This window comes from Streptomyces ortus (assembly GCF_026341275.1).
GTDB classification, from domain to species: Bacteria; Actinomycetota; Actinomycetes; order Streptomycetales; family Streptomycetaceae; genus Streptomyces; species Streptomyces ortus.
On sequence record NZ_JAIFZO010000002.1, the window covers coordinates 4633580 to 4660320 of the forward strand.

The window sequence follows — 26741 nt, forward strand, 5'->3', positions numbered from 1 at the left end:
GCTGGGTAGGCTCGGCCGACATGGAGCATGAGGTGTTCGTTCCGGTTCCCGTCGAGCGTCTGCGCGAGGCTCTCGCCGATCCCGCGCGGGTGGCGCGGGCGCTGCCCGGTCTCCAGCAGGACGCGGGGACGGCGCCCGTCTCCGGGCGCCTGAAGGTACGGGTCGGCGGGCACTCCATCACGTACCGGGGGACGCTCGGTGTCTCGCCGCGCGACGACGGCTCGTACTCCGTCGAGGCCGACGCCACGGAGGCGCGGGGGACGGGGACGGTGAAGCTCGCGCTCACGCTGACCGTCCTGCCCGCCGAGGGGGGCTCGACGCTCACGTTCACCGGCACGGCCTCGGCCGACGGACGTATCACCGATCTGCCGGCGGGCGAGGTGGCGTCGGCGACGACGCGCCTGCTGAACCGGTTCGCGGAACACCTGGCACCGGAGCCGGAGCAGGAGCCGGAACCGGAACCGGAGGCGGCGTCCGAGCCGGAAGAGGCATCCGTCGAGCCCGAGCCCGAGCCCGAGCCCGTGCCTGAACCCGAGGCCGGGCACGATCCGGACGAGGAGTTTCCCTCCTCGCACATGCCGTTCGCTGAGGGCGACTTCGCCGGTGGCTTCGAGGACGACGGGAGCCTGCCGCCGGGGGCACCGGCCGAGGCGGCGCACGCGCGGCGCACGATGATCGGCCGCAGCGCGGAAGAGGTCGACCACGCGCCACCGCGGGGCCGGTACGCGCCCGTGCCCGCGCCCGAGTCCGCGGGCGGCGGCGCGGTCCTCCGCTGGGCCGCGCCCGCGGCTGCCCTCGCCGTGGCCTCGGCGATCGTGGTGGGCCGAGCCCTCCGCAAACGCCACTGACCGCAGGCGCGGGCCGACCGACCTCTGCCCGCGGGCGCCCTTCAGGGGCGCGGGGAACTGCGCGTCCAGCCGTGGGCGGCCCGCAGAGGGGAGACGGCGGGTCCCCTGGAGAGGCGGGAAACCACGCGCGCGACCGGCGGCGGCAGGCGGCAGGCGGCAGGTGTCCCCCAGGGGCGCGGGCAACTGAGCGACCGGTCGGTCGGGGCTCGGGGCTCGGTGCTCAGGGCTCAGGGCGCGGGTCGCAAGGGGCGTGCGCCGGGCGTGGGGGCCCCGGGATCCGGGCCCTGCGGGCCGGATCGTGCGTCGCACCCCGTAGGGTCTCCCGCGTGAGTAACGAAGACATCACGCTGACCGCCGGCAACGCGCAAGCGACCGTGCAGCCCGGCAACGGCGGACGCATCGGCGGACTGAAGGTCGACGGCGTCGAACTGCTGCGCCAGGGCGACAAGTTCGGCTGCTTCCCCATGGTCCCGTGGTGCGGTCGCACCAGGGACGGCCGCTTCTCGAACGGCGTCACCCCCCACCAGCTCCCCCTCAACTCCCCACCCCACGCCATCCACGGCACCGCCCGCGACGCCGCCTGGCGCACCGCCCGCAGGAGCGCCGACGAAACCGTCGTCACGTACGACCTCGTCGACCCCTGGCCGTACGCCGGCCGTGTCACCCAGGCGGTCAGGCTGACCGAGGACTCCCTGACCCTGACCATGTCGGTGGAGACGTACGGCGACTCCTTTCCGGCGCAGATCGGCTGGCACCCCTGGTTCAACCGCCACCTCGAAGGCGGCGGGGCCCAGGACACCGACAGTGGTGTACGTGTCGACTTCAGCGCCGCCTGGCAGGAGGAGCGCGGCGCCGACCACCTGCCGACCGGCCGCCGTATCGACCCCCTCCCCAGCCCGTGGGACGACTGCTTCGGGATGCCCGACGGCGTCGACGTCACCCTCACCTGGCCCGGCCGGCTGGAGCTGAACGTGGCAAGCCGCGAGCAGTGGGTCGTCGTCTACGACGAGCAGGAGGCGGCCGTGTGCGTCGAACCGCAGACAGGACCGCCCAACGGCCTCAACACCCTGCCCCGCCTGGTCACCCCCATCGACCCCCTGGAAGCCGCCACCACCTGGACCTGGCGCCGCCTCTAAGCTGACCCGCATGAGCGACGACGTACGCGGCGAGCTGCTGCAGCAGATCAAGGACAAGGCCGTGGTGCACGGCAAGGTGACCCTCTCCTCCGGCATCGAGGCCGACTACTACGTGGACCTGCGGCGGATCACCCTGGACGGCGAGGCCGCCCCGCTGGTCGGCCAGGTGCTGCTCGACCTGACGGCGGACCTGGACTTCGACGCGGTCGGCGGCCTCACCATGGGCGCCGACCCGGTGGCCGCGTCGCTGCTGCACGCCGCCCACGCGCGCGGCAGGCGCGTCGACGCCTTCGTCGTGCGCAAGGAGGCGAAGGCGCACGGCCTGCAGCGCAGGGTCGAGGGCCCGGACATCGCGGGCCGCCGCGTACTCGTCGTCGAGGACACCTCGACGACCGGCGGCTCCCCGCTCGCCGCCGTCGAGGCCGTGCGCGAGGCCGGCGCGGAGGTCGTCGGCGTGGCGACCATCGTCGACCGCGCCACCGGCGCCGCGGAGAAGATCCAGGAAGGCGCCGGGGTCCCGTACCTCTTCGCCTACTCCAAGGACGAGCTGGGCCTCGCCTGACCCGGTCCCCGCATGGATTCCCGTCCCCGGCCGGAGCATCCGGCGACGTCTGGGAAGATGGGGCCGACGATGACGTCGCCCCCTAGGTCAGGGCCGTAAGCAGAACGCCACCCGCACATACAAGGAGCGGACAGATGCCCATCGCAACCCCCGAGGTCTACAACGAGATGCTCGACCGGGCGAAGGCAGGCAAGTTCGCCTACCCGGCCATCAATGTGACCTCGACGCAGACCCTGCACGCTGCGCTCCGCGGCTTCGCGGAGGCCGAGAGCGACGGCATCATCCAGATCTCCACGGGCGGTGCGGAGTTCCTGGGCGGCCAGTACAAGAAGGACATGGTCACCGGCGCGGTGGCGCTCGCCGAGTTCGCGCACATCGTCGCCGCGAAGTACGACGTCACCGTCGCGCTGCACACGGACCACTGCCCGAAGGACAAGCTCGACGGGTACGTACGTCCGCTGCTCGCGGTCTCCGAGGAGCGCGTCAAGGCCGGCCGGAACCCGCTGTTCCAGTCCCACATGTGGGACGGTTCCGCGGAGACCCTCGACGACAACCTGGCCATCGCCCAGGAGCTGCTGGCCCGCGCCGCCGCCGCGAAGATCATCCTTGAGGTGGAGATCACCCCGACCGGTGGCGAGGAGGACGGCGTCTCGCACGAGATCAACGACTCCCTCTACACCACGGTCGACGACGCGTTCCGCACCGTCGAGGCCCTGGGCCTGGGCGAGAAGGGCCGCTACCTGCTGGCCGCGTCCTTCGGCAACGTGCACGGCGTCTACAAGCCGGGCAACGTCGTCCTGCGCCCCGAACTCCTCAAGGAGCTCAACGAGGGCGTGGCGGCGAAGTACAACAAGCCGTCCCCGTTCGACTTCGTCTTCCACGGCGGCTCCGGCTCCTCCGAGGAGGAGATCCGCACGGCTCTGGAGAACGGCGTCGTGAAGATGAACATCGACACGGACACGCAGTACGCGTTCACGCGCCCGGTCGCGGACCACATGTTCCGCAACTACGACGGCGTCCTGAAGGTCGACGGCGAGGTCGGCAACAAGAAGACGTACGACCCCCGCACCTGGGGCAAGCTCGCCGAGGGCTCGATGGCCGCGCGCGTCACCCAGGCCTGCGGTCACCTGCGTTCCACGGGTACGAAGATCAAGTAAGCGCCTCCGTCCACAGGGCGGGGTCCGGTTGTCCACAGGGGCAGCCGGGCCCCGCCCTGTGTCCGTATGATCCGGAACATGGCTGCCCCCACGCCCCCACCGCAGGAGTCACCGGCCCCGGGCCCGTCCCCGGCACCGGCCGTCCGGATGTCCTCCTCCACGGGCAAGTGGATCCTGCTGACGACGGTCCTCGGTTCGAGCATGGCGATGCTGGACTCGACCGTGGTGAACGTCGCGCTGCCGACGATCGGCCGCGACCTCGACGCCGACCTGGCCGGTCTCCAGTGGACGGTCAACGCCTACATGCTGACCCTCGCCGGGCTCATCCTCCTGGGCGGCGCCCTGGGCGACCGCTTCGGACGGCGGAAGGTGTTCGTCGTCGGCGTGGTGTGGTTCGCGGCGGCCTCCCTGCTGTGCGGACTCGCACCGAACGCGGGCGTGCTCGTCGCCGCCCGCGCCCTCCAGGGCGTCGGCGGCGCGCTGCTCACCCCCGGCTCGCTGGCCCTCATCCAGGCGTCGTTCCACCCCGAGGACCGGGCGCGGGCCGTGGGCCTGTGGTCCGGTTTCGGCGGCATCGGGGCGGCGGTCGGCCCCTTCCTGGGCGGCTGGCTGGTGGACGGCCCCGGCTGGCGCTGGGTGTTCCTGCTGAACGTCCCGCTCGCCCTGCTGTGCGCCCCGATCGCCCTGAGACACGTACCGGAGTCGAAGGACGGCCGGGTCCACGGGCGCGGCTTCGACGTGCTCGGCGCCGCCCTCGGCGCACTGTCGCTGGCCCTGGTGACGTACGCCCTCATCGAGGCGCCCGGCGGCTCGGTGCCCGTCGTCGCGGTGACGGCGGCGGCCGGGGTCGCGGCGGGGGTCGCCTTCGTGGCCGTGGAGAAGCGGCGGCCCGACCCGATGATGCCGCTCGACATCTTCGCGTCCCGCCAGTTCACGGCGGTCAACCTCGTCACCCTGTGCGTGTACGCGGCCTTCGCCGGCTTCTTCTTCCTCTCCGCGGTCCAGCTCCAGGTGGTGGTCGGCTACTCGGCCCTCGGCGCCGGTACGGCGCTGCTGCCGACGACCGTCCTGATGCTGCTGCTGTCGGCCCGCTCGGGCGAGCTGGCCCAGCGCATAGGACCCCGCATCCCGCTCACCGTGGGTCCGCTGCTGTGCGCGAGCGGGATGCTGCTGATGCTGAGAGTGGGCGAGGACGCCTCGTACGCGGCCGACGTGCTGCCCGCCGTCCTGGTGCTCGGCACCGGCATGGTGACGCTGGTGGCGCCCCTCACGGCGACCGTGCTGGCCTCCGTGGACACCGGCCGGGCGGGGCTGGCCAGCGGCATCAACAACGCGGCTGCCCGTGCCGCCGGTCTGGTCTCGGTGGCCGCGCTGCCGCTGCTGGCCGGGATGAGCGAGGAGGCGTACCGCTCGGCGGACGCCTTCGACGACGCGTTCCGGCGGGCCATGCCCCTGTGCGCGGGCATCCTGGTGGTGGGCGCGGTGATCGCCTTCGCGACCGTGCGCAAGCCCCCGCCGGGCTGCCTGCGCCCGGAATGCCTCACGCACGGCAGCGTGACGGCCCCGCCGCTGGAGCCGAACCGATCACGGGGGCGGCTGGAGTAGCCCAAGGAGCCCGGGGCGGGCGTGGATAGCGCAAACTGGAGACCATGTCGATTCACGAGAACCTCCTCGGGGGACCGCCCCCGACCCACCTGCCCGACGACCCGGAGCCGCGTGAGCTCCTCGCCAACGGCACGGCGCCCGCCGACGTCGCCGCGAAGTACCCGACCTCCTCGCTCGCCTGGGCCCAGCTGGCCGACGAGGCGTACGAGCGCGGCAGTGTCGTCGAGTCGTACGCGTACGCCCGTACCGGCTACCACCGGGGTCTCGACTCCCTGCGCCGCGGCGGCTGGAAGGGCCATGGCCCGGTGCCGTGGGAGCACGAGCCGAACCGCGGCTTCCTGCGTGCCCTGCACGGCCTCGCCCGCGCCGCCCAGGCGATCGGCGAGCAGGCGGAGTACGAGCGCTGCGCGCAGTTCCTGAAGGACTCCTCCCCGGCGGCGGCCCAGACCCTGGGCTGACCCCGCGGGCCCGTCGAGGGTCGCGGACGTACAGGTCCGCCTGGTGTGACCAGGCGGACCTTGCGGTTTCGGGGCACGATTGTGGAGGATGCCGGTTGGGGACCGGGGCCCCCGTGTCGGAATTCGGCAGGGGCGGACCGCTACCCGGAGGACAGCAGGAGACAGCGATGTCCCAACAGGCTCAGGACGGCGAGGCCCACGCGGCGGCTTCGGAGCCCGAGACCCCGCATCTCGACTTCCAGGGCACGACGCCGTACGAGGACTACGTGCAGGCGGACGTTCTCACCCACCTCCAGCACACCCTCTCCGACGACCCCGGAGAGATGGTCTTCCTGGTGACGACCCAGGTCATGGAGTTGTGGTTCACCGTCATCGTGCACGAGTGGGAGACCGCGGCGAAGGCGCTGCGGGAGGACCGCGTGCCGGTCGCGGTGGCGGCCCTGAAGCGTTCGGTACGGGAGCTGGAGGCGCTGAACGCCTCGTGGAAGCCCCTCGGCCAGCTCACTCCGGCCCAGTTCAACTCGTACCGCAGCGCCCTCGGCGAGGGCTCCGGATTCCAGTCGGCGATGTACCGGCGGATGGAGTTCCTGCTCGGCGACAAGTCCGCGTCCATGCTCGTACCGCACCGGGGCGCGCCCCGCGTCCACGCCGAGCTGGAGAAGGCCCTGCACGAGCCGAGCCTGTACGACGAGGTGCTGCGGCTGCTCGCCCGGCGCGGTCACGCGATACCGGCCTCGGTCGTCCAGCGGGACGTCTCCGGCCGCTACGAGCCCTCGCCCGAGGTCGAGGCCGTCTGGACGGACCTCTACGCGGGCGACGAGAGCTCCGAACTCGCCCGGCTCGGCGAGGCGTTGACCGACGTCGCCGAGCTGGTCTGGCGCTGGCGCAACGACCACCTGGTCGCCACCCGGCGGGCGATGGGCTCCAAGACGGGCACCGGCGGCTCGGCGGGCGTGGCCTGGCTGGAGAAGCGGGCCCGCAAGAACGTGTTCCCCGAGCTGTGGACGGCACGGTCCCATGTCTGAGCCGTACGCGGACTCCGGCCGCGAGTCGCTCGCGGGCAGGGCGGCGGCGCTGGACGCCGCCGACGAACTGGGCAAGGTGCGGGCGCAGTTCGTCCTGGACGACACGGTGTACCTGGACGGGAACTCGCTCGGCGCGCTGCCGCGCTCGGTGCCCGGCCGGATCGAGGACGTCGTGCGCCGACAGTGGGGTTCGCTGCGGATCCGGTCCTGGGACGAGAGCGGCTGGTGGACCGCGCCGGAACGGATCGGCGACCGGATCGCCCCGCTGGTGGGCGCGGCGCCGGGCCAGATCGTGGTGGGCGACTCGACGAGCGTGAACGTCTTCAAGGCGGTCGTGGGCGCGGTGCGCCTCGCCGGCGGGGGCGAAGAGGGAGGGGGCGGGGGAGGGGGCGCCCGCGGGGAGGGCCGGGACGAGATCCTGGTCGACGCGACGACGTTCCCCACGGACGGCTACATCGCCGCGTCGGCGGCGCGGCTCACCGGCTGCACGCTGCGCCCTGTGGCGCCCGACGAGGTGCCGGACGCCCTGAGCGGACGTACGGCCGCGGTGCTTCTGAACCACGTCGACTACCGCACGGGCCGCCTGCACGACCTGCCGGCGCTGACGGCCGCGATCCGGGCGGCGGGTGCCGTCTCGGTCTGGGACCTCTGCCACAGCGCGGGTGCCCTGCCGGTCGGCCTGGACGAACACGGCGTGGACCTGGCAGTCGGCTGCACCTACAAGTACCTGAACGGCGGGCCGGGTTCACCGGCGTACCTCTACGTCCGCCGGGACCACCAGCCACGCTTCGACTCCCCGCTGCCGGGCTGGAACTCCCACGCCGAGCCCTTCGGCATGACGGCGGACCACGTGCCGGCCGACGGCGCACTCCGCGGCCGGGTCGGCACGCCGGACATCCTCTCCATGCTCGCCCTGGAGGCGGCCCTGGAGGTCTGGGACGACGTCTCGATCGAGGCGGTCCGCACCAAGTCGCTCGCGCTGACGGACTTCTTCCTGGAGTGCGTGGCGGCGTACGTGCCGGGGGGTGCGGTGGAGTCCGTGACGCCTGACGCCCACGCGGAACGGGGGAGTCAGGTCGCGCTGCGCTGCGCGGACGCGGGCGGGGTGATGCGCCGGCTGATCGAGCGGGGCGTGGTCGGTGACTTCCGCGAGCCGGTCATCCTCCGCTTCGGCTTCACCCCGCTGTACGTGGGGTTCAACGAGGTGGAGAGGGCGGCGGGAGTGCTGGGCGGGTTGTTCTGACGAACGCCGGGGGGCGGAGGAAAGCTCTACGCCACGAACACCCCGTCCCGCGCGGCGGCGACCGCCGCCGTCGCGGCCCGCTCCGCGGCCCCCGCGTCCGGCGCCACCCCCGCCGTGAGCAACGCGTAGTACAGCGGCGCGGAGACAGCCCGCACCACCTCCCCCGCATCGGTCCCCACCGGCAACTCCCCCCGGGCCACCCCCTCCTCGACACAGGGCGCCCACTCGGTGACCCGCACGTCGTAGAACCTCCGCAACGCCTCCTCCGTACGCGCGTCGCACGCCGCCGCGGCGATCACCGCCCGGAACAGCGCCCCCTGCCGGGGATCGGCGAGCGTGCGGCACACGAGCGCGGCATTGGCCCGCAGGTCGCCGAGCACGGAGCCCGTCTCGGTACGGGGGAGCGACTGCTCGGCCATGTCGGTGAGCAGGTCGGCGACGAGCCCGGTGACGGAGCCCCAGCGCCGGTACACGGTCGTCTTCCCGACCCCCGCCCGCCGGGCCACGTCCGCCAGATCGAGGTGGGCGAACCCCCGCTCGGCCAGCACGTCCCCGGCGGCGCGCAACACGGCCGTACGAACCCGGGCGGTACGCCCTCCGGGCCGGACGGTCCCGGGCTCGGGCTCGCTCCCGGGTTCCGGTTCGGTCCCCGGCCCGCTCTCGGTGTCGTCGGGGGCGGCGGTCATGAGGGGACTCCTTCGCGGTCAGGCAGGGAAGGGGAAGGGCGACGCGGGGCGGCACTCCACCAGCGTAACGAAACACCAGCACCGTTTACCCCTCACCGAGCGTCACGGCGGTGTGTAGGCGCACGTCACCGGCCTGATACCGTCCCGCCAACGACCCGCGCCCCGGAGCACGTTGACCGCGAGCTCCGTGAGCTCACGAGAGCCAGGGAGCGTACGGGCCGCAGAACGAACACCGCACCGCTGAGAGGCTTGGAGCATGCCGGACGACGCCCGCGACGCCGCGGAGGAGGAGTCGGCCTTCTCCCACCCGCCCGTCGACCCCGACGCCACCGCCGCGTACGGCGACCACCCCGACCAGGTCGTCGACTTCTACGCACCGCGCGGCGGTGAGGAGTCGGCCCCGCTCGTCGTGGTCCTGCACGGCGGCGCCTGGCGTGCCCCGTACGACCGGCGGCACATCACCCCGTTCGCGGACTTCCTGGCCCGGCGGGGCTTCGCCGTGGCCAACGTCGAGTACCGGCGCGGCGGCACGATCCCGGCGCAGGGCGGCACGGGACCGGTGGCGGGGCGCTGGCCCGACACCTTCGACGACGTCGCGGCGGCGCTGGACGCGATGCCGGACCTCGTACGCAAGGCCCTGCCCGCAGCCGACGCGCGCCGCACGGTGGTCACCGGTCACTCGGCCGGCGGCCATCTGGCGCTGTGGGCAGCCGCCCGTCACCTGCTGCCGGCCGACGCGCCCTGGTACCTGGAGCGGCCCGCCCCGCTGCGCGGTGTCGTCGCCCTCGCCCCGATCGCCGACTTCACGGTCGCGGAGAAACTGGACGTCTGCTCCGGAGCGGCACTCCAACTCCTCGGCGGAGAAGAGAAGTTCGGGGAACGGCAGCCGTACGCCGATCCGGCCCTGCTCCTCCCGACGGGTATCGCCACGACGCTGGTCCAGGGCCGGACGGACACCGTCGTGCCCCAGGCGGTCTCCGAGGCGTACGCGGACGCCGCGGCGAAGGCCGGCGAGGTGGTGGGACTGACGCTCCTGGAGGACGTGGGCCATTTCCCGCTGATCGACCCGGCGGCGGACGCGTGCGCGGTGGTGGCGGAGGAGATCGCCCAACTGGCCTGGTAGAGGGGGCAGGTCCGCGGTCCGGTCCGGCACCTGTAGTACCTGAGAGGGAGGCTTCAGAACCCGTCTCACTGGTGACGACCACCACCCCACCCCCGCCTACGGTTTGTGCATGACCGAGACGACCCAGATACAGATGACACAGCCAGGCGGTGGCCAGCCGCGCAGTCCCGAGTTCCAGTTCGCGATGGGCGTGTTCCAGTTCGCGACGGGCGTGTCGCGGTGGCTGTGGCAGGACCTGTTCCAGGACGCCTTCGCCGTCCGCCCCCTTCCGAGGATGCGGGTGGACGGCCCCCTCACCCGAAGGCTGCCGTCGCCTCTTCGGGAGCAGGCCACCTGGCTCCCGCACGCCTTGGTGGTGCTGGCCGGCGTGGTGACGCTGCTCATCTCCCTCGCGGCCAACGGCGGCGGCGACCAGCCGCGGTTCTGGACCGGCCTCATGGGACTGGGCGCGATCGTGCTGACCCTGCTCAGGCCGGTCGGCGCTTTCTGGGTCTCCCTCGTGGTGACACTGGTCGCGGCCCAGTTCGGCAATCCCTGGGACGTTGACTGGCCCTGGGCGCCCGGCGCCCTCGCGACCCAGCTGGTCGTGCTCACGGTCGTGGCGTTGCGGACCAGGCCCCGCACGGCGGCCTGGATGTGGGTGCTGACCGCGGCCTACGGCCTCATCGCGGAAACCTTCTTCAAGGGCAGCCCCTACTACAACACGAACACCATCCCCTTCCTGCTCGTGAGCGCGTTGGCCCTGCTGGTCGTCACGGTGTGGCACGTGCGTCACGACGCCGTGCGGCGGGTGACCGCCCAGCGGACGGTGACCGCGCACGAGCGTTCCAAGCGCACCCTTCTCGAAGAGCGCACGACGATCGCCCGCGAGCTGCACGACGTGGTCGCCCACCACATGTCCGTGGTCGCCATCCAGGCGGAGGCCGCGCCCTACCGTGTGGAGAACCCCCCGCCGGAGCTGGAGTACGCCTTCAAGGTGATCCGGGAGAACGCGGTCGTCGCGCTCTCCGAGCTGCGCCGGGTCCTGGGGGTCGTACGCGCCGAGGACTACGAGGCCCCGGACGCCCCGCAGCCCAGACTCGCGGACCTGGACCGCCTGCTGGAGAACGTGCGCGACGCCGGCCTGAAGGTGGACAGCACGGTCACGGGAGCCGTGCGGGAGCTTCCGCAGGGCGTCGAGTTGTCCGCCTACCGGATAGTGCAGGAGGCGCTGAGCAACAGCCTGCGGCACGCGCCGGGCGCGACGGCCAAGGTGGAGGTCAGCCATGTCCTCGGCGGGCTCGGGCTGCGGGTGGTGAACGGTCCGGCGACCGGGCTGGTCAAGCCGTCGCCGGGCGCCGGGCACGGCATTACGGGCATGCGGGAGAGGGTGTCGATGCTGGACGGGGAGATGACGGCGGAGGCGACGGACGACGGGGGTTACGAGGTCGCGGTCTTCCTGCCGGTCTCCTCGGCTGCGGCGGCGTCTTCGGCGGCGGCGGAGGACACGGCATGAGCATTCGGGTACTGATCGCCGACGACCAGATCATGGTCCGCGAGGGGTTCTCGGTACTGCTCGGCGCGATGCCCGACATCGAGGTCGTGGGCGAGGCGGTCAACGGCCGGGAGGCGGTCGACCGGGTCAGGGAGCTGGCGCCGGACGTCGTCCTGATGGACATCCGGATGCCCGAGATGAACGGCATCGAGGCGACGCGCGAGATCGTGGCGGCGGACGGCGCGGCGAAGGTGCTCGTGCTGACGACCTTCGACCTCGACGAGTACGTGTACCAGGCGCTGCGCGCCGGGGCGTCGGGCTTCCTCCTGAAGGACGCCTCGGCCCGGCAGCTCGCGGACGGGGTACGGGTGGTGGCGGCCGGCGAGGCCCTGCTGGCGCCCTCGGTGACGAAGCGGCTGATCACCGAGTTCTCGAAGCTGTCCGAGGAGCCCCGCTACTCGGCCGCGGCGCGCGCGGCGTACGGCGACCTGACCGACCGCGAGACGGAGGTGCTGGTCCTCATCGCGCAGGGCCTGTCCAACGTGGAGATAGCCGGCCGCCTGGTCGTGGCCGAGTCCACCATCAAGACGCACGTGAGCCGCATCCTGGTGAAACTCGGCCTGCGAGACCGGACCCAGGCGGCGGTCTTCGCCTACGAGGCCCGCCTGGTGACCCCGGGCTGACCCCCCTGTCCGGACAGGGGCACCACCGGCTAGCGTCCGGACATGGCAGCCATCAACCCCCCGAAGTCCTTCGACCCCTGGGACCAGGCCTTCCTGGCGGACCCGTACCCCGCGTACACGGACCTCCGCGCCCACGGCAGGGTCCACTACTACGAGCCCACCGACCAGTGGCTGGTCTCCCACCACGCGGACGTGTCGACGCTGCTGAGGGACCGCAGGCTGGGCCGTACCTACCAGCACCGGTTCACGCACGAGGACTTCGGACGGACGCCGCCCCCGCCCGAGCACGAGCCGTTCCACGTGCTGAACGACCACGGCATGCTCGACCTGGAACCGCCGGACCACACCCGGATCAGGCGGTTGGTGTCGAAGGCGTTCACCCCGCGCACGGTCGAGCGGCTGCGGCCGTACGTGGACCGGCTGGCGTCCGACCTGGTCGGTGAGCTGGTCGCGGCGGGCGGCGGAGACCTGCTGACGGTCGTCGCCGAGCCCCTCCCGGTGGCGGTGATCGCGGAGATGCTGGGGATCCCGGAGTCGGAGCGGGCGCAGTTGCGGCCCTGGTCGGCGGACATCTGCGGGATGTACGAGCTGAGCCCGTCGAAGGAGACGGCGGAGAGGGCGGTACGGGCGTCGGTCGAGTTCACCGAGTTCCTGCGGGAGCTGATCGCCGTACGGCGCGAGGAGCCCGGGGACGACCTGATCTCGGGACTGATCGCGGCGTACGACGAGGGGGACCGGCTCAGTGAGCAGGAGATGATCTCGACGTGCGTCCTCCTGCTGAACGCGGGCCACGAGGCGACCGTGAACGCCACGGTGAACGGCTGGTGGGCGCTGTTCCGGCACCCGGAGCAGCTGGCGGCGCTCCGCGCGGACCGGGGGCTGGTGGGTACGGCGGTGGAGGAGCTGATGCGGTACGACACCCCGCTGCAGCTGTTCGAGCGGTGGGTGCTGGACGAGATCGAGGTCGACGGGACGGTGATCCCGCGGGGGAGCGAGGTGGCGTTGCTCTTCGGGGCGGCCAACCACGACCCGGCGGTGTTCGCCGAGCCGGAGGCGCTCGATCTGTCCCGGGCGGAGAATCCGCACATCTCCTTCAGCGCGGGGATCCACTACTGCATCGGGGCGCCGCTCGCGCGGATCGAACTCGCGGCGTCCATGCGGGCGTTGTTGGAGCAGGCTCCATCGCTTCGGCTCGGTGCCGAGCCTTCGCGGAAGCCGAACTTCGTCATCCGGGGGTTGGAGGGGCTGCTGGTCGAGGTCTGACGGGGCGGTCGCGCAGTTCCCCGCGCCCCTAAAAGCAACCGATTGCGCCTTTCCCCGCGCCCCAAAGGCAAAAGCCAAAAGATTGCGCCGTTCCCCGCGCCCCTAAAGGCAAAAGCCAAAAGATTGCGCCGTTCCCCGCGCCCCTAAAGGCAAAAGCCAAAAGACTGCGCCGTTCCCCGCGCCCCTGAAGGCTGAAGCCAAAAGACTGCGGCGTTTCCCGCGCTCCTGGGAAGGTCAGCCCGTTGTCAGGTCGCGGTGCTTGAATACTGTCAGGCCTGCCGTGGTCAGGGCTGCTGCGATTGCCGTGAGTGTCAGGACCGGGGTCCAGGTCATCTCGCCGCCGGGGAGTTTCGGCAGGTGGCCGTAGGGCGAGAGGTCCAGCACCGCGGCGGGGAGGTCCAGGGCCGGGCCGATCCAGCCCAGGAGCAGCGCGGTGCCGGCCACCGCCCACGCGGCCGGAGCCACCCGCGGGGAGACCCCGTACAGGAGGACCGTCAGGGCGCCGATGGTCCAGATCGCGGGGAGCTGGACCAGGCAGGCGCCCAGGACGGCGCCGGGCGAGTGCCCGTAGCCGGCCGTCAGTCCCAGGCCGCCCAGGAGCATGATGAGCACGGCCCCGCCGAAGGCGATCAGCAGATGGCCGCCGGCCCAGCGCAGGCGGCCCACCGCGCCCGCCAGGACCGGTTCGGCCCGCTGCGAGGTCTCCTCGCTGTGCAGCCGCAGCACGGACTGGACGACGTACAGCGCGGCGACCATGCCGAGCATGCCGACCATCGTGGCGAGGAACGCGTCGGTGATGCCCGACTGGCCGCCCATGCGCTCGATGATCTCGCGGGTGCGTTCGTTGTCGCCGACCAGGTCCGTCGCGCCCTTGGTCACCCCGCCGAAGGCGGCGCCGGCGGCGAGGAAGCCGAGACTCCAGCCGAGTACGCTGCCGCGCTGCAGTCGCCAGGCCAGCGCGCCCGCCGTGCCGAGGCGGCCGGCGGCGGGCCCTGGCCGGGTCGGCAGGAAGCTCATCCCGACATCGCGGCGCCCGGCCAGTTCGTAGGCGACCATGCCCTGGAGCGCGACGGCGGCGGCGAACAGCAGCAGGACCCACCAGCGTTCGCCGGCGAAGGCCCGCAGGTTCTCCAGCCAGCCGACGGGGGACAGCCACGTCAGCACGGACGAGCCGTCGGTCACCGAGGAGTCACCGGCCGCCCGCAGGGCGAACGCCGTGCCCAGCAGCCCTCCCGTGAGTCCCTTGGCGAGCCGTGCGCTCTCCGTGAGCTGGGCGACGACCGCCGCCGCCGTCGCGAAGACCATGCCGACCCCGGCCGTGCCGAGCCCCAGCGCCAGGGCGCCCGACGCGCCCTGCGCGGCGAGGCCGGCGGTGATGAGCAGGGCGAGGGCCGCGTTCGCGAGGAGGGCGGCGAGGAGTGCGGCGGTCAGCGGGGCGCGGCGGCCCACCATGCCCGCCGAGACCATCTCCTGACGGCCGCTCTCCTCCTCGTCCCGGGTGTGCCGTACGACGACGACCAGGCTCATGATCCCGGCGAACACCCCCGCGTACGCGCCGATGCGCCACGCCACGAGAGCGCCGAGCGAGTCGCCGAACACCGGTCCGTACAGGGCGCGCAGGGAGCTGTTGGTGAGCATCTGGTGGGCGAGTTCGGTGCGTTCGGCGGCCGTGGGGTACACGCTCTTCAGGGAGCCCGGCAGGGAGACCATCATCAGGGCGACGACGCCCACCCAGAGCGGGATCACCACCCGGTCGCGGCGCAGGGCGAGCCGCAGCAGGGGCCGGGTGCCCGCCAGTGGGCGCGAACCCCTGCCCCGTACGGCGGTGGGTCCGGGTGCCGGGGTCACGGCGGTCATCGGGACACCGCCCCCGCTTCGTCCCGGACGTCCTCCTGGTAGTGGCGCAGGAAGAGCTCCTCCAGGGTGGGCGGTGTCGAGGTCAGGGACCGTACGCCGGACTCGGTGAGTGAGCGCAGTACGGCGTTCAGGTGGTCGCTCTCCACCTGGAGCCTGACCCGGGAGCCCTGGATGTCGAGGTGGTGGACGCCGGGCAGGGCGGCCAGTCCGTCGGGGGGACCGGAGAGTTCGGCGGTGACGCTGGTGCGGGTGAGGTGCCGCAGATCGGCGAGCGAACCGGACTCGACCGTGACGCCCTTGCGGATGATGCTGACGCGGTCGCACAGCTCCTCGACCTCACTGAGGATGTGGGAGGAGAGCAGGATGGTGCGGCCCCGGTCGCGTTCCTCCTCGACGCACCGCTGGAAGACCTCCTCCATCAGCGGGTCGAGGCCGGAGGTGGGTTCGTCGAGGATCAGCAGGTCGACGTCCGAGGCGAAGGCGGCGACGAGGGCGACCTTCTGCCGGTTGCCCTTGGAGTAGGTGCGGCCCTTCTTCGTGGGGTCCAGTTCGAAGCGCCGGACCAGGTCGGCGCGGCGCGCCTCGTCCAGACCGCCGCGCAGGCGCCCGTACAGGTCGATGACCTCGCCGCCCGACAGGTTCCGCCAGAGCGTCACGTCACCGGGGACGTACGCGATCCGGCGGTGCAGTTCCACCGCGTCGGCCCACGGGTCGCGGCCCAGCAGCCGCGCGGTGCCCGAGTCGGCGCGCAGCAGGCCCAGCAGGACGCGGATGGTGGTGGACTTGCCTGCGCCGTTGGGGCCGAGGAAGCCGTGCACCTCACCGGACTCGACGTCGAGGTCGAGGCCGTCCAGAGCGTGCGTGCCGCCGAACGACTTGTGCAGTCCGGAGACGGTGATTGCCTTCGTCATGTTTCAGAACGTACGCTGATTTCACAAACTTGTGAAGTTAAGGAAGCGTATAAACGGCGCCTAGAATCGGCCCCTGGTGAAGGCGCAGGCAGGCGGGGGCAGGGGAGAGGATCACGGCATGGCGGAACCGGGCGGGACGCGTGACGCCGAGGCGGTCTCGAAGTTCGTCGAGAGCTTCGCCGCGCAGCTCGTCGAGGCCGGCATGCAGCGGATGCCGGCCCGGGTGTTCGCCGCGCTGCTCTCCTCCGACTCCGGGACGCTGACCTCGGTCGAGCTGGGCGAACAGCTGCGGATCAGTCCGGCCGCCGTGTCCGGGGCGGTGCGCTATCTCGCGCAGCAGCACATGGTCTCGCGCGAGCGGGAGCCGGGATCGCGGCGCGAGCGGTACCGGGTGCACAGCAACCAGTGGTACGAGGCGCTCACCAACCGTGAGGCCGTCATCAAGGGGTGGGAGCGGGCGCTGCGCGAGGGCGTGGACAGCCTGGGCGGGAGCAGTCCGGCGGGGCGACGGCTGGCCGAGACGCTCGCGTTCTTCGAGTTCGTCGACGGGGAGCTGGCGCTGATGATGGACCGCTGGCGAACCCACCGTGAACGCCACTTCGGCGCCGGCTGAGTCCCGCCCTCCCCGTCACCGCATGGGGGCTTCGCCCCCTCGCCCCCTTTGTCCTCAAACGCCGGACGGGCCACCGGGTACCCCCGGCAGCGTCAACCCCCAGGCCGCCTCCCGGACGGTCCACGTCCGGGTCCGTACCGGTCCGCCCACCACCGCGTCCGCCCGGTAGCGGAAATCCGCCCCCGAGACGGTGATCGTCCGCGCCACGGCCTCCAGCGGCGCGGCCTCCGCGCCCACGGAAACGGGCCGGACCTCGACGCGCGCACCACCCCCCGCACCCCCCGGCGTGATCGACACGGCCTCCACCGGCTGGTCCAGGTCGACGAGGGTCCGCCCGTCGACCTCGACCCGCAGCCGGGCGGGCCCGGGCGAGGCGGACGCCGGCGGCCGGGCGGGCCGGGCGGCGAGCGTGCGGACGAGCGACTGACAGGTCCGCAGCCAGTGGGAGGGGTGATGCGGACCGTCCCCCTCCGCGGAGCCCCCGCCCCCGCCCCCGTCCCCGCCCAGCGGCGGAATCCGCAGCGCCCCCAGCACCACCCCGTCACTGTCGTCCACCAGCAGATCGAGCCGCCGCTCGGACCCGTCGAGCACCGCCCGGGCCGCCGCTACGGCCCCCATCGGCACGCCAAGGGCCCGCGAGAGCGTCAGCGCCGCGTCGTCCGCGCCCACCGGCACCAGCGACAGCGCACATCCGGCCAGCTCGCGCCGCCGGTGCAAAACGGACACCGCGCGCGACAGCGCCCGGTCGTCCCCGATCACGACGGGTCGCCGCGACCCTCTCCTGGCCAGTGCCCGATCGAATTCGTCGGGCCCGTCAGGGAGGCACACTTTTGTCGTCGCACCCGCGCTGAGCACGTCTTTTGCGATCCGTACCGCCTCACCGTCACCGTGACGGGCGACCGGGTCGATGACCACCAGGAGCTGGTCGGAAGTCGCCACCTCGGTCATGCCTCGCTTCCTCGGGTAGCATCTTTGTGCAAGAGCCCCTTGCGCTATTGCGCCAGGGGCTTCGTCTATTCCGGGGCATCCGGTCCGACGGTCGCGGCCAAAGGTGGTCGCCGGCGTACGCAGCCGTACCAGATACAGCCGCGTACGTCCCCGACCTTGGACATGCCCCGCCCGGAAGGGGTGTACGCGCGTGCCCGCACTTGTGCTGCTCGGTGCTCAGTGGGGTGACGAAGGCAAGGGAAAGGCCACCGACCTGCTCGGTGGTTCCGTGGACTATGTGGTGCGCTACCAAGGCGGCAACAACGCCGGCCATACGGTAGTCGTGGGCGATCAGAAGTACGCCCTCCACCTCCTCCCTTCCGGAATCCTCTCGCCGGGGTGCACCCCGGTCATCGGTAACGGAGTCGTTGTCGACCCGTCGGTCCTGTTCTCCGAGCTGAACGGACTGAACGAGCGAGGCGTCGACACGTCCAAGCTCCTCATCAGCGGAAACGCGCACATCATCACGCCGTACAACGTGACGGTGGACAAGGTGACGGAACGCTTCCTCGGCAAGCGGAAGATCGGCACCACCGGCCGGGGCATCGGCCCGACCTACGCCGACAAGATCAACCGCGTCGGCATCCGCGTCCAGGACCTGTACGACGAGTCGATCCTGACGCAGAAGGTCGAGGCGGCCCTCGACGGCAAGAACCAGCTCCTCACCAAGGTCTTCAACCGCCGCGCGATCGAGACCGACCAGATCGTCGAGGAACTGCTGACCTACGCGGAGAAGCTGCGCCCGTACGTCGCCGACACCGTCCTGGTGCTCAACAAGGCGCTCGACGACGACAAGGTGGTCCTCTTCGAGGGCGGCCAGGGCACGCTCCTGGACATCGACCACGGCACGTATCCCTTCGTGACGTCGTCGAACCCCACCGCGGGCGGCGCCTGCACGGGCTCGGGCGTCGGCCCGACGAAGATCAGCCGGGTCATCGGCATCCTGAAGGCGTACACGACCCGGGTCGGCGCGGGTCCGTTCCCGACCGAGCTGCTCGACGAGGACGGCGAGGCGCTGCGCCGCATCGGCGGCGAGCGCGGCGTCACCACCGGCCGCGACCGGCGCTGCGGGTGGTTCGACGCGCCCATCGCGCGGTACGCGACCCGCGTCAACGGCCTGACCGACTTCTTCCTCACCAAGCTCGACGTCCTCACCGGCTGGGACGAGATCCCGGTCTGCGTGGCGTACGAGATCGACGGCAAGCGCGTCGAGGAGCTGCCGTACTCGCAGACCGACTTCCACCACGCGAAGCCGATCTACGAGAACCTGCCCGGCTGGTCGGAGGACATCACGAAGGCCAAGACCTTCGCCGACCTCCCGAAGAACGCGCAGGCGTACGTGAAGGCGCTGGAGGACATGTCCGGCGCCCCGATCTCGGCCATCGGCGTGGGCCCGGGCCGCGACGAGACGATCGAGATCAACTCGTTCCTGCGGTAGAGCTGTCCGCGCTGATCGAGCGGCACAGGAGAAGGCCGCCGCCCCGTACGACACCTTCGTACGGGGCGGCGGCCTTCTCGTATGAGGCCCTTGTGTACGCGGCCCGCGGGCAACTAGCTGAAGACGATCATCGAGCCCTGGGCCAGGCTCCGGGTCGCCGCCGCGTGCAGGCCCAGCCATACGTGGCGTTCGCGGGCGAAGGGGCTCGCGTCGAAGGGGGCCGGGGCGGCCGGCTCCTCCAGCTCCGTCGGGGCCATCGGCGGCTGCGGCGGCACCGGCGGGTTGGCGGGGTCGATGCCGATCGACGGGGCGACCAGCTCCAGCTCGCGCAGCAGCACCTGGGAGGAGCCCAGCGGGCCGCCGCCCGCGAGGAGTTCGTCGCTCGACAGCGGGTGCGGGAAGTCCACCGGGACGTACGCGCCCGCGTGGTCGTAGTGCCAGACCAGGTGGGACTGCTGGGCCGTCGTGTCGAACATCTCCAGCAACTGCTCGTAGTCGCCGCCCAGTTCGCCGACCGGCGTCACCGGCAGCTGGCACACCTGGAGGAGGTACGCGCGGCGCAGGAAGTGCAGCGCGTCGTAGTCGAAGCCCGCGACCGGCGCCACATCGCCGGAGAGGCCCGGCATGTACGCGTACACCGGAACCGGCGGTAGTCCGGCCTCGCCCAGCACCTTGTCGTAGAGGGCGAGTTCCTCGGCGAAGGGGTTGTCGGGGGTGTGGCACAACACGTCGACGAGCGGGACCAGCCACAGGTCACAGGCCAACTGAGAGCTCCTCGTTCAGCACGGTGGTCAAGGCAGCGTAATGGGTGAGGGCACGGTCGGTCCCCTTCGTGCGGGTCGGATACCCCACACCGCCCGGCCCGCCCGCCGCCGACCCGCGGCTCCCGGCCCCCGGGCCCGCGGCTCTCAGCCCTGCGGCGGCGGTTCCGAGCCCTGTGCCAGCAGTTCGATGAGTGCCAGCGAGTGGGTGTTGTACGCCGCGACGATCTCGTGTGCCGCCGGGGCGTCCCGCCGCGTGAGGGCGTCGACGAGGTCGGTGTGCTCGGCCCACAGGTGGCCGCGCAGATCCTTGATCAGGCGCAGGTGCTGGACCGCGCACGCCCAGGACTGGACCCGCAGCCGGTGCAGGAAGTCGGCGAGGTAGGGGTTGCCGAACAGGATGCTCAGCTCGCGCCAGAAGCGCAGGTCGTAGCCGATCAGGATGTTCAGGTCGCCCGCGGCGGCGGCCCGCTCCGCCTCCTCGCCGCGGCGGCGCACCCCGGCGAGCGCGGCGGAGGTGCGCGGATCGTCGGTGCGGGTGGCGAGCGCGGCCCGGGCGCCCCGGGTGGTGGTGGCGGTCGCGTCCAGCAGCCCGTGGAAGATGCTCTCCGTGACGAGGCTGCGGGCCTCGATCATGCCCCGGTAGTCGCTCAGCGAGTACTCGTGGACGCGGAACCCGCGATGCTGGTCCGCGTCCAGGAGGCCCTGCGCCGACAGGTCGACCAGGGCCTCACGGACGGGGGTCGCGGAGACGCCGTACTGCTCGGCGATCTCCTTGACCGTGAACTCCTTGCCCGGCTGGAGGCGCCCGGCGAGCACCTCGTCGCGCAGCGCGTCGGCGATCTGCTGCCGCAGGGTGCTGCGGGTGACGGCCCCCTTGCCGCCGCCACTGCCGGTGCCGCGCATCGTCCGGGTCCTTCCCCCATCGAATAAGTACTTGCGAATAAGTACTCGCCCATGTCTACGAGCCAGTCACCTTACGCGTTCGATGTCGGGCCGACCGGATTGCGGGAGTCCTGCGTCACACCCCTCTGCCGGACCCCCTCCCGCACCCCCTTCCCCTACCCTTTTCACTCCTCCTGCGACGCCTCTCGGTCCCGCTGCCGGAGCGTCATCGGGCCGTGTGCTCGTCCGCCACGGACAGGGCCTCGTCCAGCGCGGCCAGACCCTCCTTGGCCTCCGCCTCCGTGATGTTGCACGGCGGCACGACATGGGTGCGGTTCATGTTGGTGAAGGGCCACAGCCCGTGGGCCTTGGCCGCCGCACCGAAGGCGGCCATGGGGGCGTTGGCCTCGCCCTGCGGGTTGTAGGGGACGAGGGGTTCACGGGTCTCCCTGTCCCGTACGAGCTCCAGGGCCCAGAAGACACCGGTGCCGCGCACCTCGCCGACGCTCGGGTGGCGCCGCGCCAGCTCGTGCAGCCCGGGGCCGAGGACGCTCTCGCCGATCCGGGCGGCCTGCTCGACGACGCCCTCCTCCTCCATCACGTTCAGGGTCGCGACGGCGGCGGCGCAGGCGAGCGGGTGCCCGGAGTAGGTGAGGCCACCGGGGTACGGGCGCCGGGCGAACGTGTCGGCGATCGCGCCCGAGATGGCGACACCGCCGAGCGGCACGTACCCCGAGTTCACGCCCTTCGCGAAGGTCAGCAGGTCCGGTACGACACCGGTGTGGTCGGCGGCGAACCACTTCCCCGTACGGCCGAAGCCGGCCATGACCTCGTCCAGGACGAAGACGATGCCGTGCGCGTCGCAGAGCGCGCGGACGCCCTCCAGGTAACCCGGGGGCGGGATCATGATCCCGGCCGTGCCCGGGATCGTCTCCAGGATGATCGCGGCGATGGTCGCCGGACCCTCGAACTCGATGGTGTCGGCGAGGTGCTGGAGCGCGCGCTCGCACTCCTGCCGCTCGGTCTCGGCGTGGAAGGGGGAGCGGTAGAGGAAGGGCGCCCAGAAGCGCACGACCCCGGCCGTCCCGCTGTCGCTCGGCCAGCGGCGCGGGTCGCCGGTGAGGTTGATCGCGGCGGCGGTGCCCCCGTGGTACGAGCGGTACGCGCTCAGCACCTTCGGGCGGCCGGTGTGCAGCCGGGCCATCCGGGTGGCGTTCTCGACGGCCTCGGCCCCGCCGTTGGTGAAGAAGATCTTGTCCAGGTCGCCCGGCGTCCGCCGCGCGATCAGCCGCGCCGCCTCCGACCGGGCCTCGACGGCGAACGCGGGCGCGAAGGTGGCCAGCTTCCCGGCCTGCTCCTGGATCGCGGCGACGACCTTCGGGTGCTGGTAGCCGATGTTGGTGAAGACGAGGCCGCTGGCGAAGTCCAGGTACCGCTTGCCGTCGTAGTCCCAGAAGTAGGACCCCTCCGCGCCGGCGACGGCGAGCGGGTCGATGAGCTCCTGCGCTGACCAGGAGTGGAACACGTGCGCACGGTCCGCGGCCTTCACGGCGGCGCCGGCCTGGGGATGGGGCTGAGGGGTCATGCGCCCGAGCGTAGGTGTCCGGGGCGCGGGCGCGACATCGGCGTCCTGTCTGCGGTGCGGCCCCGAAAGCGACAGGTTGTCGTGTGTGCGGAACCCCTACCCCTGTTACGGGAACCCGTACCCCTGTTGCCGAACCGTGGACGCCGCCCCTGCCGCCCCTCCGTCGCGCCGCACTATCCTCAGGCTGGCTGTCGCACATGCACGGGGGAGGGCGGCGTTTCGATGGAGAAACTCGGACCTGCGGATCCGCACCGGATCGGCGCGTACCGGCTGCTGGCGCGGCTGGGTGCGGGCGGTATGGGCCAGGTGTATCTGGCGCGTTCCGACCGCGGAAGGACTGTCGCGGTCAAACTCGTCCGCCAGGAACTCGCCGAGCAGGAGGAGTTCCGCGCGCGCTTCCGCCGGGAGGTGCGGGCGGCCCGGCGCGTGGGCGGCCACTGGACGGCGCCGGTGCTCGACGCGGACACCGAGGCGGCGGTCCCGTGGGTCGCCACCGGCTATGTGGCGGGGCCCTCGCTCCAGGAGGTCGTCGGCCACGACCACGGCGCCCTCCCGGAACGTTCCGTACGGATCCTCGCGGCCGGCCTCGCGCACGCGCTCAAGGACATCCACGCGGCCGGACTGATCCACCGCGACCTCAAGCCGTCCAACGTCCTCGTCACGATCGACGGCCCGCGCGTCATCGACTTCGGTATCGCCCGCGCCCTGGAGTCGGTCACCGACGGCGGCCTCACCCGTACCGGGGCGCTCGTCGGCTCGCCCGGCTTCATGGCCCCCGAGCAGGTCCGCGGCGACCGGGTCACGCCCGCGTGCGACGTCTTCTGCCTCGGCTCGGTCCTGTCGTACGCCGCCACCGGCGTCCTTCCCTTCGGCGCGGCCAACAGCGGGGCGCACGCCCTGATGTTCCGTATCGCGCAGGAGGAACCGGACCTGGAAGGGGTGCCGGAGGGCATCGCCGACCTGGTCCGCCAGTGCCTGCGCAAGGACCCCGCCTCCCGCCCGACGCTGGACGACATCCTGGAGCGCACGGGAGCGGAGGACACCGTCGCGGACGGCCGCAGCCGCGACCCCTGGCTGCCGGGGATGCTGGTGGCGCAACTGGGCCGCCACGCGGTGCGGTTGCTGGACTCGGAGGACCCGGAGGTCGCACCCCGCCCGACGACAGAGGACGAAAGGACTCCGGCCCCTCCACCTGCATCCGCATCCGCCCGGCCCGCTGCCCAGGTACCCCCTTCCGCACCCCCACCCACGGCCTCCCCGGAACACGCCCCCACCCCCGACGCCTCGTCCCTGCCCGTCCCGGACCCGCCGGCGGGCGCCCGCGCCGATCACCTCCCGACGATGACGGCGCCCGCCCCGCCCGCGCGCACCCCGGCCCCGGGCCCCCTCCACCCGGCCTACGGCTACCCCCAGCAACACCCCCGGCCCGGCGCATGGTCGACACCTCCGTACGGCCCGACACCTCCGTACGGTCCGACACCTCCGTACGGCGGGGGCTTCGCGCCGCAGCCGGAACCGGAGCCGCCGCGCAGGAACGGCCGTTCCACCGCCGTGCTGATCGTGGTGGCACTGGTCGTCGCGCTCGGCGCGGGCGCGTCCGTGTACGCGCTCATGAAGGGCAACGGGGACGGCAAGGCGGGCGCCGACCCCCGCGCGTCCCGGACGACGGGCGCGCCCACCCCCGGCCCGTCCACAGGGAAGCCCTCGACGCAGCCGCCGACCACGGGGAAGGAGACGCCGGCGGACGGCGCGATCCCCACGGGATACCTCGGCACCTGGACCGCGTCCATCGACAACGCCACGGGCCGCAACACCCGTCAACTCACCATCCGGCAGGGCGAGGTGGGCGCCACGGTCCTCTCGCTCACGGCGGACGGCGGCACGTACCACTGCGTGTTCCGGGCGGCACTCGCCGAGACCCCGAGCGAGGGAGGTCCGCTGCGGATCGGCCCGTCGGAGGTCACGGTCGGCGAACCGGCCACGTCCTGCACACCTGGCGCGGACACGGAACTGACCCTCCTCCCGGACGGCCGCCTACGCCGAGTGAACACGAACAACGGCGACGCACTGACGTACACGAAGCAGTAAGCCTGTCCGGCGTTTGAGGACGAGCGCGGAGCGCGATCAGGGGGCGAGGGGGCGCACGCAGCCCCCATGCGTGGACGATGGGGGTCCCCCCGGTCGAGCGAAGCCGAGAGTGGGGGAGGGTAGGGGCGGCGGGGGCGAGGAAACCCCTATCGCGCCTCAGGAGGCCGCTGCCGCGGCATGTTCGGCCGAGCCCCCGGAGGAACCACCGGCCGCCCGCCCGCAACGGAATCCCGCGCTCCCCCACCCCCGCCCGCCGCCCCCACCCGAAGCACCGACGGAGTCACCCCACCCCGAAACTCCACCATCCAGTCCCCGGTCTCCACCCGCACCAGCTCCGTCACGTCCTCGCAGAACCGCCGCAGCACCCCGAGACACCGCTCGGCGGCCTCCCCCGCGGTCCCCTCGGCCGGCCCGAGCACCTCCCGCACGCACTCGGACGCCCAGTCGAACTGAAGTACCTGCAACCGCCGCTGCACGGCCTGCGCGGTCGCCACGTCCCGCATCCACCCCGAGGTCACCCCGAAGAAGCGGTCGCCCGCCACACAGGCGACCGCCACCAGCAGCGCCAGATATCCCCAGCTCGCACCACCGCCGAGCACCCCGGCGAGATCCAGCAGCGGCAGCCCGGCCCCGGCGAGGGCCCCCGCGGCGGCCCCGGCGCGCAGGGCGCGCGCTCCTCGCCGCTTCCACACCCGGTCGGTGAGGTACCAGGACGCGGTGGCGAGGGCCCCCGCCTCCACCCACCGGTAGAGCTCGTCCAGCCGCTCGGCCGGCTCGCCCCAGTCGCCGAGCGGGAAGACCCGCCCCATCAGCTCGCCGGGCTCCACCAAACCGTCGCCCCGGCCGCCCGGGGCCGGCCCGTCGGGCTGCATGTCCGGCTGGCTCACCCGACGCTCCCTTGTTGTGACTGCGTGACTGCGTGACTGCGTGATGCGTGATGCGTGATGCGTGGCGCATGGTGCGGACGCGGTTGCGGTTGCGGTCGCGGTTGCTGTTGCGCTTGCGGTTGCGCCGCCCCCTTCCTACCTCCCCCCGGACGGAGGCAGTCCTGCTTTCGCGGCTTTTCCGCTCGGATGTGGGCCCTGATCAGGTACAGGCCAACCTGCCCTCTCACTCGAAAGAGTGCTGGGGCGACGGCCCCACAGACCACGTAGGCTCGTGCCAAGGCGGAATTCACGCCCGAAAGCCGTACTCGAAAGCCGTACTCGCAAGCCGTATCCGAAAGCAGTACTCACCGCAGTACTCACAGCCGTACGAACCAGGAGCTGATCGTGATTCCCGGTGGTGGCCAGCCCAACATGCAGCAGCTGCTCCAGCAGGCCCAGAAGATGCAGCAGGACCTCGCGAACGCCCAGGAGGAGCTGGCGCGCACCGAGGTCGACGGTCAGGCGGGCGGCGGCCTGGTGAAGGCGACGGTGACGGGCTCGGGCGAACTGCGCGGCCTGGTCATCGACCCGAAGGCCGTCGACCCCGAGGACACCGAGACCCTCGCCGACCTGATCGTGGCGGCGGTCCAGGCGGCCAACGAGAACGCCCAGGCGCTCCAGCAGCAGAAGCTCGGCCCGCTGACCCAGGGGCTCGGTGGCGGCGGCATCCCCGGCCTGCCGTTCTAAGTCAACCCGGCGGTCCCTTCTAAGAAGACCGGCCGCCAACTACCGTACGTACGAAGAGAGCAAGCGCGACTACGGTACGTACCGAGTCCGTGGGAACAGGAAGGCAATCCGTGTACGAAGGCGTGGTCCAGGACCTCATCGACGAGCTGGGGCGGCTGCCCGGCGTCGGTCCCAAGAGCGCGCAGCGGATCGCCTTCCACATCCTCCAGGCGGAGCCGACGGACGTCCGCCGGCTCGCGCAGTGCCTCATGGAGGTCAAGGCGAAGGTCCGCTTCTGCGCCACCTGCGGGAACGTGGCGCAGGAGGAGCTGTGCAACATCTGCCGCGACCCGCGCCGCGACCTCTCGGTCATCTGTGTGGTCGAGGAGCCGAAGGACGTGGTCGCCGTCGAGCGGACCCGCGAGTTCCGGGGCAAGTATCACGTCCTCGGCGGCGCGATCAGTCCCATCGAGGGGGTGGGCCCGGACGACCTGCGGATCAGGGAGCTGCTGGCCCGGCTCGCGGACGGCGCGGTCACGGAGCTGATCCTGGCCACCGACCCGAACCTGGAGGGCGAGGCCACGGCCACCTATCTCGCCCGCATGATCAAGCCCATGGGCCTCAAGGTCACCCGCCTCGCGAGCGGGCTGCCGGTGGGCGGCGACCTGGAGTACGCCGACGAGGTCACCCTGGGACGCGCCTTCGAGGGAAGGCGCCTGCTCGATGTCTGAACGACTGGTTGATGAACGACTGGTTGATGA

25 protein-coding genes are annotated in these 26741 nt (G+C 72.1%); 17 read left to right on the top strand and 8 right to left on the bottom strand.

Annotation, left to right across the window (positions count from 1 at the left end; genetic code table 11):
• Window positions 1-20: 20 nt before the first annotated feature.
• The 8 genes from K3769_RS23860 (at window position 21) to kynU (ending at window position 8034) form a co-directional block, all read left to right on the top strand.
• Window positions 21-848, top strand: a complete 828-nt coding sequence (locus K3769_RS23860) for an SRPBCC family protein (protein ID WP_267028391.1) — start codon at window positions 21-23, stop codon at window positions 846-848.
• A 326-nt stretch (window positions 849-1174) separates the two neighbouring features.
• Complete coding sequence (locus K3769_RS23865; RefSeq protein WP_267028392.1) at window positions 1175-1984, top strand: aldose epimerase family protein; 810 nt, start codon at window positions 1175-1177, stop codon at window positions 1982-1984.
• A gap of 10 nt (window positions 1985-1994) precedes the next feature.
• Window positions 1995-2546 carry an orotate phosphoribosyltransferase gene (gene pyrE, locus K3769_RS23870; RefSeq protein ID WP_267028393.1) on the top strand — a complete coding sequence of 184 codons (552 nt, stop codon included), beginning with the start codon at window positions 1995-1997 and terminating at the stop codon, window positions 2544-2546.
• A gap of 134 nt (window positions 2547-2680) precedes the next feature.
• Window positions 2681-3703, top strand: coding sequence for a class II fructose-bisphosphate aldolase (gene fbaA / locus K3769_RS23875; RefSeq protein ID WP_267028394.1), 1023 nt, complete (start codon window positions 2681-2683; stop codon window positions 3701-3703).
• A gap of 147 nt (window positions 3704-3850) precedes the next feature.
• Window positions 3851-5308, top strand: a complete 1458-nt coding sequence (locus K3769_RS23880; protein WP_267031515.1) for an MFS transporter — start codon at window positions 3851-3853, stop codon at window positions 5306-5308.
• A 44-nt stretch (window positions 5309-5352) separates the two neighbouring features.
• Window positions 5353-5766 carry a DUF3151 domain-containing protein gene (locus K3769_RS23885; protein ID WP_267028395.1) on the top strand — a complete coding sequence of 138 codons (414 nt, stop codon included), beginning with the start codon at window positions 5353-5355 and terminating at the stop codon, window positions 5764-5766.
• A gap of 167 nt (window positions 5767-5933) precedes the next feature.
• Window positions 5934-6791 (top strand): tryptophan 2,3-dioxygenase family protein, encoded by an 858-nt coding sequence (locus K3769_RS23890; protein WP_267028396.1) that lies wholly within the window; start codon window positions 5934-5936, stop codon window positions 6789-6791.
• The gene (gene kynU, locus K3769_RS23895) at window positions 6784-8034 is read left to right on the top strand and encodes a kynureninase (RefSeq protein ID WP_267028397.1); all 1251 of its coding nucleotides are present in this window, start codon (window positions 6784-6786) and stop codon (window positions 8032-8034) included. Before K3769_RS23890 ends, kynU begins: the two co-directional genes overlap by 8 nt.
• Before the next feature lie 26 nt (window positions 8035-8060).
• Here kynU and K3769_RS23900 read toward each other — a convergent pair whose 3' ends face one another.
• A complete protein-coding gene (locus K3769_RS23900; protein ID WP_267028398.1) occupies window positions 8061-8720 on the bottom strand; it encodes a TetR/AcrR family transcriptional regulator in 660 nt (219 codons plus the stop codon).
• A 256-nt stretch (window positions 8721-8976) separates the two neighbouring features.
• On the opposite strand from K3769_RS23900, the gene K3769_RS23905 reads away from it, so the two are divergent.
• The 4 genes from K3769_RS23905 (at window position 8977) to K3769_RS23920 (ending at window position 13263) form a co-directional block, all read left to right on the top strand.
• Entirely contained in the window at window positions 8977-9843 is an 867-nt protein-coding gene (locus tag K3769_RS23905) for an alpha/beta hydrolase (protein WP_267028399.1), read from the top strand.
• A gap of 109 nt (window positions 9844-9952) precedes the next feature.
• The gene (locus tag K3769_RS23910) at window positions 9953-11338 is read left to right on the top strand and encodes a sensor histidine kinase (RefSeq protein ID WP_267028400.1); all 1386 of its coding nucleotides are present in this window, start codon (window positions 9953-9955) and stop codon (window positions 11336-11338) included.
• A complete protein-coding gene (locus tag K3769_RS23915; RefSeq protein ID WP_267028401.1) occupies window positions 11335-12000 on the top strand; it encodes a response regulator in 666 nt (221 codons plus the stop codon). Before K3769_RS23910 ends, K3769_RS23915 begins: the two co-directional genes overlap by 4 nt.
• Before the next feature lie 42 nt (window positions 12001-12042).
• Window positions 12043-13263, top strand: coding sequence for a cytochrome P450 (locus K3769_RS23920; protein ID WP_267028402.1), 1221 nt, complete (start codon window positions 12043-12045; stop codon window positions 13261-13263).
• 234 nt (window positions 13264-13497) lie between these two features.
• Here K3769_RS23920 and K3769_RS23925 read toward each other — a convergent pair whose 3' ends face one another.
• Together K3769_RS23925 and K3769_RS23930 are read right to left on the bottom strand one after the other, a co-directional pair.
• On the bottom strand, window positions 13498-15120 hold the full coding sequence (locus K3769_RS23925) for an ABC transporter permease (protein WP_267028403.1): 1623 nt from the start codon (window positions 15118-15120) through the stop codon (window positions 13498-13500).
• Window positions 15117-16031: an ABC transporter ATP-binding protein gene (locus K3769_RS23930; protein ID WP_267028404.1), complete on the bottom strand. Its 915-nt coding sequence runs from the start codon at window positions 16029-16031 to the stop codon at window positions 15117-15119. Before K3769_RS23930 ends, K3769_RS23925 begins: the two co-directional genes overlap by 4 nt.
• A gap of 118 nt (window positions 16032-16149) precedes the next feature.
• On the opposite strand from K3769_RS23930, the gene K3769_RS23935 reads away from it, so the two are divergent.
• Window positions 16150-16644, top strand: a complete 495-nt coding sequence (locus K3769_RS23935; RefSeq protein WP_267028405.1) for a GbsR/MarR family transcriptional regulator — start codon at window positions 16150-16152, stop codon at window positions 16642-16644.
• Window positions 16645-16698: 54 nt separating this feature from the next.
• On the opposite strand, the gene K3769_RS23940 is transcribed toward K3769_RS23935, so the two are convergent.
• Window positions 16699-17592, bottom strand: coding sequence for a diacylglycerol kinase family protein (locus K3769_RS23940; protein ID WP_267028406.1), 894 nt, complete (start codon window positions 17590-17592; stop codon window positions 16699-16701).
• 190 nt (window positions 17593-17782) lie between these two features.
• Here K3769_RS23940 and K3769_RS23945 point away from each other — a divergent pair, with 190 nt between their 5' ends.
• Complete coding sequence (locus K3769_RS23945) at window positions 17783-19069, top strand: adenylosuccinate synthase (RefSeq protein ID WP_210881699.1); 1287 nt, start codon at window positions 17783-17785, stop codon at window positions 19067-19069.
• Between the two features lie 113 nt (window positions 19070-19182).
• Here K3769_RS23945 and K3769_RS23950 read toward each other — a convergent pair whose 3' ends face one another.
• The 3 genes from K3769_RS23950 to K3769_RS23960 all read right to left on the bottom strand — a co-directional run bounded on the left by K3769_RS23950 (window position 19183) and on the right by K3769_RS23960 (window position 22300).
• Entirely contained in the window at window positions 19183-19833 is a 651-nt protein-coding gene (locus tag K3769_RS23950; protein ID WP_267028407.1) for a putative DNA-mimic protein, read from the bottom strand.
• Window positions 19834-19977: 144 nt separating this feature from the next.
• A complete protein-coding gene (locus K3769_RS23955; RefSeq protein ID WP_267028408.1) occupies window positions 19978-20736 on the bottom strand; it encodes a GntR family transcriptional regulator in 759 nt (252 codons plus the stop codon).
• Window positions 20737-20941: 205 nt separating this feature from the next.
• Window positions 20942-22300, bottom strand: coding sequence for an aspartate aminotransferase family protein (locus K3769_RS23960; protein ID WP_267028409.1), 1359 nt, complete (start codon window positions 22298-22300; stop codon window positions 20942-20944).
• Window positions 22301-22522: 222 nt separating this feature from the next.
• Between K3769_RS23960 and K3769_RS23965 the strand changes: the two genes are divergently transcribed.
• The gene (locus K3769_RS23965) at window positions 22523-24388 is read left to right on the top strand and encodes a serine/threonine-protein kinase (RefSeq protein ID WP_267028410.1); all 1866 of its coding nucleotides are present in this window, start codon (window positions 22523-22525) and stop codon (window positions 24386-24388) included.
• Window positions 24389-24534: 146 nt separating this feature from the next.
• Here K3769_RS23965 and K3769_RS23970 read toward each other — a convergent pair whose 3' ends face one another.
• A complete protein-coding gene (locus K3769_RS23970; RefSeq protein ID WP_267028411.1) occupies window positions 24535-25275 on the bottom strand; it encodes an SLATT domain-containing protein in 741 nt (246 codons plus the stop codon).
• 384 nt (window positions 25276-25659) lie between these two features.
• Between K3769_RS23970 and K3769_RS23975 the strand changes: the two genes are divergently transcribed.
• Window positions 25660-26001: a YbaB/EbfC family nucleoid-associated protein gene (locus K3769_RS23975; RefSeq protein WP_267028412.1), complete on the top strand. Its 342-nt coding sequence runs from the start codon at window positions 25660-25662 to the stop codon at window positions 25999-26001.
• 110 nt (window positions 26002-26111) lie between these two features.
• Window positions 26112-26711, top strand: coding sequence for a recombination mediator RecR (gene recR / locus K3769_RS23980; protein ID WP_107018120.1), 600 nt, complete (start codon window positions 26112-26114; stop codon window positions 26709-26711).
• Window positions 26712-26741 lie beyond the last annotated feature (30 nt).

What these genes read in the sequence shown, in the direction of transcription:
- K3769_RS23860 (WP_267028391.1), top strand. Translation starts at nt 21, where the DNA reads ATGGAGCATGAGGTGTTCGTTCCGGTTCCCGTCGAGCGTCTGCGCGAG.
- pyrE (WP_267028393.1), top strand. Translation starts at nt 1,995, where the DNA reads ATGAGCGACGACGTACGCGGCGAGCTGCTGCAGCAGATCAAGGACAAG.
- fbaA (WP_267028394.1), top strand. Translation starts at nt 2,681, where the DNA reads ATGCCCATCGCAACCCCCGAGGTCTACAACGAGATGCTCGACCGGGCG.
- K3769_RS23880 (WP_267031515.1), top strand. Translation starts at nt 3,851, where the DNA reads ATGTCCTCCTCCACGGGCAAGTGGATCCTGCTGACGACGGTCCTCGGT.
- K3769_RS23885 (WP_267028395.1), top strand. Translation starts at nt 5,353, where the DNA reads ATGTCGATTCACGAGAACCTCCTCGGGGGACCGCCCCCGACCCACCTG.
- K3769_RS23890 (WP_267028396.1), top strand. Translation starts at nt 5,934, where the DNA reads ATGTCCCAACAGGCTCAGGACGGCGAGGCCCACGCGGCGGCTTCGGAG.
- kynU (WP_267028397.1), top strand. Translation starts at nt 6,784, where the DNA reads ATGTCTGAGCCGTACGCGGACTCCGGCCGCGAGTCGCTCGCGGGCAGG.
- K3769_RS23900 (WP_267028398.1), bottom strand. Translation starts at nt 8,720, where the DNA reads ATGACCGCCGCCCCCGACGACACCGAGAGCGGGCCGGGGACCGAACCG.
- K3769_RS23905 (WP_267028399.1), top strand. Translation starts at nt 8,977, where the DNA reads ATGCCGGACGACGCCCGCGACGCCGCGGAGGAGGAGTCGGCCTTCTCC.
- K3769_RS23910 (WP_267028400.1), top strand. Translation starts at nt 9,953, where the DNA reads ATGACCGAGACGACCCAGATACAGATGACACAGCCAGGCGGTGGCCAG.
- K3769_RS23915 (WP_267028401.1), top strand. Translation starts at nt 11,335, where the DNA reads ATGAGCATTCGGGTACTGATCGCCGACGACCAGATCATGGTCCGCGAG.
- K3769_RS23920 (WP_267028402.1), top strand. Translation starts at nt 12,043, where the DNA reads ATGGCAGCCATCAACCCCCCGAAGTCCTTCGACCCCTGGGACCAGGCC.
- K3769_RS23925 (WP_267028403.1), bottom strand. Translation starts at nt 15,120, where the DNA reads ATGACCGCCGTGACCCCGGCACCCGGACCCACCGCCGTACGGGGCAGG.
- K3769_RS23930 (WP_267028404.1), bottom strand. Translation starts at nt 16,031, where the DNA reads ATGACGAAGGCAATCACCGTCTCCGGACTGCACAAGTCGTTCGGCGGC.
- K3769_RS23935 (WP_267028405.1), top strand. Translation starts at nt 16,150, where the DNA reads ATGGCGGAACCGGGCGGGACGCGTGACGCCGAGGCGGTCTCGAAGTTC.
- K3769_RS23940 (WP_267028406.1), bottom strand. Translation starts at nt 17,592, where the DNA reads ATGACCGAGGTGGCGACTTCCGACCAGCTCCTGGTGGTCATCGACCCG.
- K3769_RS23955 (WP_267028408.1), bottom strand. Translation starts at nt 20,736, where the DNA reads ATGCGCGGCACCGGCAGTGGCGGCGGCAAGGGGGCCGTCACCCGCAGC.
- K3769_RS23960 (WP_267028409.1), bottom strand. Translation starts at nt 22,300, where the DNA reads ATGACCCCTCAGCCCCATCCCCAGGCCGGCGCCGCCGTGAAGGCCGCG.
- K3769_RS23965 (WP_267028410.1), top strand. Translation starts at nt 22,523, where the DNA reads ATGGAGAAACTCGGACCTGCGGATCCGCACCGGATCGGCGCGTACCGG.